The 6,393-nt window shown below is 36.4% G+C and carries 5 protein-coding genes; all 5 read right to left on the bottom strand.

Going from position 1 to position 6,393, the window contains the following annotated elements; genetic code table 11:
* Nucleotides 1–1,556: 1,556 nt before the first annotated feature.
* Nucleotides 1,557–3,041: a xylulokinase gene (gene xylB / locus OMU_RS00150; protein WP_016177936.1), complete on the bottom strand. Its 1,485-nt coding sequence runs from the start codon at nt 3,039–3,041 to the stop codon at nt 1,557–1,559.
* Nucleotides 3,042–3,054: 13 nt separating this feature from the next.
* The gene (locus OMU_RS00145) at nt 3,055–4,017 is read right to left on the bottom strand and encodes an aldose epimerase family protein (protein ID WP_016177935.1); all 963 of its coding nucleotides are present in this window, start codon (nt 4,015–4,017) and stop codon (nt 3,055–3,057) included.
* 126 nt (nt 4,018–4,143) lie between these two features.
* Nucleotides 4,144–4,935 (bottom strand): triose-phosphate isomerase family protein, encoded by a 792-nt coding sequence (locus tag OMU_RS00140; RefSeq protein ID WP_016177934.1) that lies wholly within the window; start codon nt 4,933–4,935, stop codon nt 4,144–4,146.
* Between the two features lie 31 nt (nt 4,936–4,966).
* Nucleotides 4,967–5,614 (bottom strand): fructose-6-phosphate aldolase, encoded by a 648-nt coding sequence (fsa, locus tag OMU_RS00135; RefSeq protein WP_016177933.1) that lies wholly within the window; start codon nt 5,612–5,614, stop codon nt 4,967–4,969.
* Nucleotides 5,611–6,381 (bottom strand): triose-phosphate isomerase, encoded by a 771-nt coding sequence (gene tpiA, locus OMU_RS00130; RefSeq protein ID WP_016177932.1) that lies wholly within the window; start codon nt 6,379–6,381, stop codon nt 5,611–5,613. The genes fsa and tpiA overlap by 4 nt, the downstream gene beginning before the upstream one ends.
* Nucleotides 6,382–6,393 lie beyond the last annotated feature (12 nt).

Below are 6,393 nucleotides of genomic sequence, written 5' to 3'. Positions count from 1 at the left end.
AGTTCGTCGTCTTCGTCTAGTTCGTCGTCTTCGTCTAGTTCGTCGTCTTCGTCTAGTTCGTCGTCTTCGTCTAGTTCGTCGTCTACATCCAGTACGCCTTCTGAATCCAGTACGCCTTCTGAAACAGCTAAAGATTTTGAAAAAAAATCCGACAGCGTATCGATCTATACAAATATAAACAAAACAGGAAATCTCCGTTATCCTAAAACCAATATTAAAAAAGGTAACCCATTCTATTTGATATTTGGTTCAATAATTTTGAGTATTTCCATTTTTCTACTATTGAAAAAATACTAAACCCAAAATTCTCTCAAGGAGATACATTCTTCTTGAGTTTTTTTATTCTTGAATACTACATTTCAAAATGATTAAGAAAAACTCTATGTGATGGAGCTATCTAAGTTTCTCTGTTAGTCAGCTAATTTGATATATTAATTAACTAGTAATAGTGTATAATCGTTTTGTAAAAGGAGGTCTTCATCAATTGTAAAAATGTTGTTTAAGAGCAACTCGCTTATTTTTGTCGTCGTCTCACCTAAAAGAATGAACCTTTCAATTTCATTAAAAGGAATTGTTTCAATTAGAAGTTTTGCAGCCAGACGACTTTTGTCAAACAATGATCCTTCTATAAAAAAACTGATCTCTTTTTATGACTTAATTCTGAATCTCCAAGAAATAGAATTCCTCCAATTCATCAAGAATAGTAATAATTTTTGTTCGAGATATGAATAAAGTCTCCTCAAAATAGCTAGCAGATAAATACTCGTTTGAGATTAGCAAACTTAATAGAATAAACAAAAAATTTCATCATGTGAATACTGGAAGTTGCTTGGACTAACTCTTAATTGCATCGAAAGAATCATTTCTTCTATTTTCTTATTTTTTAGCAATAAAAAACTTTTCTTTTTATTCTGACCAACTTCTCAAACTGATTCTTCTTTAGAAACTAATCTACTTTATATAGACTTTATCTAACCTCCCGTTCATTGATTTGTAGACTAAGAGCAATATCTTTCACTGGTACGTACTCTTTCATTTGCAAAAGATAATGAAGTATTTTGATTTCTCTACTTTTTAATTTCATTTTATTCCTCCCAGTTCATAAAAATATTTCATATTGAGAGTAAAGCGTTTTCTATCTATTATATAACTTTTTTTGTAATATCATCATACAAGGATAAGATATCAATAACTACCTTAGACTTAGAAAGTAGATTTTAGTTTCAGAAACAAAGCGATCAAAAGATTGAATCATCAATCTTTTGATCGCTTAAAATTTTTTACTTTTTTTCAGTATTAAGATAGCAAAAACAAATTTCAATTGATAGTCGTTAGTTTTCAGCTATTGTTTCGTCCTAGTTAAAAACATAATATTACCTTTTTAAACCTATAGATCTCGAATACCAGAATATAGTGCCACACTCAGCAATTTTCTGTTTGGTATTTTTGTTATAACATGAGCAGCAAGTATTAGAAAGAGTTGCTCTTTATCGGAAAGATGGATGATTAAAGGTATCAAAAAAACGTTTTACAGCTTTCCAATACCTCGTTTTATTTTATTTAATCCTCAGACACGATGAAGCATCCATCTTATCACTCAGTAGTTTAAACTTCTGATAATAAACTTCATATTCTTCAACAGCTTTTTGCTCAGGTGAATAAATTTTTTTGACATGGTTATATTTTTTCCATATCTCTGATGAAAGCTGTCCGGTAGAAGCATGAATCGCACAGATAAGAGCACCAAAAGCTGGACCCTCATCGATTGCTAAAACTTCGATCTCGGAGTTGAATATGTCTGCAAACATTTGTAACCAAAGAGGATTTTTCACTACGCCTCCAGTAATCCGAAATTTTTGCACCTGTTTATCGGATAAATCCCTCATAGTTTGATATACGTTCTTAAGCGAAAAGGCCACTCCTTCCAATACCGACCGAATCAAGTCACCATCATTGTGGTACGCCTTCATTCCAACAAATTCCGCAGACATTTTTGCATTGTAATAGGGACTGCGTTCGCCAAAAAGATAGGGTAAGAAAAGTACCCCCTTACTTCCAATAGAGCTTTCTTCAGCTTTCTTCGTTAGTGTCTCGAAATCCTCACCAGGTGCAAACCTCTCTTTGAACCAATCTAAGGAATAGCCCGCGGAAAGTGTAACACCCATTTTGTAATCTTGTTCTTCAATCAATGAATTGAAATAGTGATACTTTCCTACTTGGTTCATACTGTCATTGGAGTAGGTCAAAATAACGCCAGAAGTTCCGACTGAAATAAGTCCCTGCTCTTCAATATTATCAATTGTACCTAGTGCACCACAAGCATTGTCGGCCCCACCCATGATCACAGCAAAGTTCTTAGTAATGTTAAACTTTTCCTTTATCTGCTCAGTAGGCACACCCGCACTGTCAGTAGAATACAACAGTTCAGGACATTGATCTAAACGGATATCAAACCTTGTCAGTATCTCCTCATCCCATTGATGTTTCCTGACATCATACATGATAGTCCCTGATGCATCGGAATAATCAGTGCAAACTTTACCTGTAAGATAATAAATGAGGTAATCCTTCGGCATCATGAATTTCCAAACCTTTTTCCAGTTTTCCGGCTCATTTTCCATCACCCATAGTATTTTTGGTAACGTAAAACCCTCTAAAGAAATATTTTTTTCTACCGATAATAGGTGAGGTAGAATATCGGTGTTTAACTGTTTCACCTGCTCAGTTGTTCGAACATCATTCCATAGAATCGCCGGACGAATAGGGATCCCTTCCTCATCAATCATCACCAAACTATGCATCTGTCCAGAGAAAGCGATAGAAACGATATTCTCTTTTATTTGAGGATATCTTTCCATCATTTCACTGAAAGCGCGATCAAACGCTCGCAGCCAATCGGTTGGATTTTCTTCACTATAGCCTTCCTTTTCTGAAATGATAGAGAAAGAACTACTTGAATTACCGAGTATTCTTCCCTGATTATCAGCCAAGATGATTTTTAAAGAGCTTGTTCCTAAATCAATGCCTAAATAATAATCCATCGTGCATGCTCCCTTAATTTATTTCGTAAGTAGTAATCGAAGAATACTTTTGACATAGATGATCCTTTTTCTCATGGACATAATTGGGAATTTGCTGCATTTCAAAAGTAATCCCCATGAAAGGTTCAATTGGTATCTCTCGATTTAAAAGTACGGGCTTATCAATACTATTTAAAGTGTAGACGACACAAGCTTCCTGATTAGAACGAATTGTTAAGCGATTGTCTCCAGTATCATTTTTTAGTTTTATTTTTGTTCGCATAAAATCGGGATCGGTAAAACGATAGGCCAGATTAATCCCATTTCCGCAGAGTTTCGCTAACTTCTTTTCTGTACCCAAGGCCTTTTTGATCTGTACTTCCTTTTGAAAATTATAGCTTTCGTATTCGCCTGTAGGTTTCACGTATTCCTGCGTAGGAACAAGCTGTGCATCAATAAGTTGAATTTCTGCATCATCAATTGTCAACCAATGGTTTTCAATCGTTTTTTTGTTGTGATTCAAGTTGAAATAGGAATGATTCGTCAGATTACAAATCGTCGGCTGTTCTGAATTTCCATGCATTTCAACAATGAAGGTGTTTCCTTCTAATCGATAGTATATGGTGAAGTCCATGTCTTCGTATACAGAATCAGTGTCAAAATAAGACAATCTATATGCAGTTTCATCTATTTTTTTAACGGACCATTGCTTAAATTGAAGACCTTCTTTACCACCATGAAGATGCAAATCTCCTTCGTTTGTATCCAATCTAATTTGCTTTTCATCGCTATTCAAATAATATGGCGGAAAAGTACGCCCCGCATTTCGTCCGATTGTTGCACCTAGAAAATAAGGATTGGACTGATAGGTTTCACTATCAGAATAATGAAGCACGAAATTTGTTTGGTTATTCTTCTTTTCTAATTTAGTAATACAACCGCCTAGATCTAAAAACTCGACTAAGATAAATTCATTCTCTAATGTATATTTCTTCATCTAACTTATTCTACCTCCATGTTCAATGAAAGAAAGACAGAAACAATATTTTCTACCGACCGCGATCGAATCGTGTTCACACCTAGTTGGTCTGTATAATCAGAAAATGTCTTCTCTCCTTACCAATCAAAAACTGCTTTCTTTATCGATATTGTTTTGTACTTCTGCCACTACTTTGGCGTATCTCTCAGAATTGCTGCCAAAGCGCCCAACAAAAACACCATCAACTTCTTTGTTTCGAACGATCAATGTAGCATTCTCAGGACTAACTGCTCCGCCATAAATTATTCTAACTTTCTCGGCCGATGCTAAATCGAACATTTTCGCCAGAACTTTTCGAATCATTCCGCAGACGAGATGAATGTGCGGTGCGCTCGCTGCCTTGCTTTTATTCACTGCCCAAATCGGCGTATAAGCGATCACTAAAGTCTCCAAATCTTCCTTCTTCACTTCATAAAGATCATTAAATAATTGTAAGTAAAGAAAGGATTCAATCTCTTCGAAATCGCTTGTCTGTTCCACTTCGCCCACACATAAAATCGGCTTCAAGCCTTTTTCAAGGGTCAAACGCAATTTCTTATTAATCGTTGTATCCGTCTCATGAAAGTATTGTCTTCTTTCCCAATGCCCAAGTTCTACGTAATCCCCTTTGATATCCAATAACGATTCAATTGAATACTCGCCGGTATATGCTCCGGATGCGTAAGCACTGATGTTTTGCGCTCCTAAATGTATATTGGTATTCCATAAAACTTTTGATACTGGATAGAGCATGGCCATCGATGGCAGCAAAATCTTCTCAATATTCTGATCATTTCCTAAAAGTTCGACTAATTGTTCGGCAAAGGTTACCGCCTCAACTTCGCGATTTTGTCTCATTGCCCAACTCATTACGACTACTGGTTTACGTTTACTCATTTTTCGCTCCTCCAGTTTATGCTATTGATTCTTATTGATTCTTGAATGCTTCCCAATCCTTCATGAAGGCTGCAATACCCGCATCAGTCAATGGGTGACTCCATAATTTAGGGAATAATGATCCCGGGATCGTAGCGATATCCGAACCTGCCACTGCAACTTTTTCTACATGTTCTAAACCACGAACACTTGCTGAAATAATCTCAGTCTTCAATCCATACGTCTCCAAAATCGTTCGCAACTTCTTAATCAACGTTAGGCTGTCTGTTCCAGTATCATCCAATCTGCCTAAGAATGGACTAATGTATGTTGCGCCAGCTTTGGCTGCCATCAACCCTTGTGCAGCGGTAAAAATCAATGTGACATTTGTTTTGATTCCTAATTTTGTCAATTTGTTTACTGCTTCCAAACCTGCTTCGGTCATTGGGATTTTCACTACGATATTTTCTGCCCATTGTGCAATATTTTTGGCTTCTTTAATCATGCCTTCCGAATCTAAACTGATAACCTCTGCACTGACAGGACCTTCTACCGTTTCACAAATTTCTTTGATGACTTCCTCAAAATCTCGACCTTCTCTTGCAATGATTGTCGGATTGGTCGTTACTCCATCAACTAGGCCTAATTTGTTGATTCGTTTGATTTCATCTACGTTTGCTGTATCTAAAAAGAATTTCATTTTTTCTCCTTTACTTGCTGAACAATTTCAACAATGTTCTTAAATTTTTCTGGATCATGTCCAAATCTTCCAACAAAAACGCCATCCACATGTTCATTTTCGATTAAGTCATTCACGTTATTCTGACTAACAGAACCGCCATATATGATTCTTATTTTCTGAGCAATTGAATGACCATAATGGTCGGTCAAAATATTTCGAATCATCTCATGTACATGGTGTACATAGCTGGCTGATGCGGCTTTTTCCTGTCCAATCGCCCATACGGGTTCGTAGGCGATGACCAATTCTGTTAATTCTTCTGGAGTGACCCCACTTAAGTCCACAATCAATTGCTTCTTCAAGTGTGCTTTCACCTGGTCCTTTTCGTGCATACTTTCTCCAATACATAAAACAGGACGTATCTCGTTTTTGAAAGCAAGCTTTACTTTTTCGTTTATTATTTCGTCCGTCTCGTTAAAGTATTTCCGTCGTTCAGCATGCCCCAACTCAACATAGCTACATCCCATATCGCAAAGTGATTCTACTGAGAATTCTCCTGTTAACGCACCATTTTCCATAAAGGCGATATTTTGAGACCCAAACTCAATGGATGAATTACTTAGACACTGTCCAACCTCCCGTAAGGTTCCCATACTGGGAAACATAAATAAATCAATGTCTGCAAAGTGATTACAAAGCTCCTTCAACTTCTGGGTATATTTAATAGTGGGTTCTAGTTCGTTCATATATATTTTTAAACTAATTCCAACAATTGGTTTTCTCATCACTATCTCCCT

The organism is Enterococcus avium ATCC 14025 (assembly GCF_000406965.1).
GTDB classification, from domain to species: domain Bacteria; phylum Bacillota; class Bacilli; order Lactobacillales; family Enterococcaceae; genus Enterococcus_A; species Enterococcus_A avium.
The sequence above is the reverse complement of the archived record's forward strand: the minus strand, read 5'-3'. Positions and strand labels throughout refer to the sequence as shown.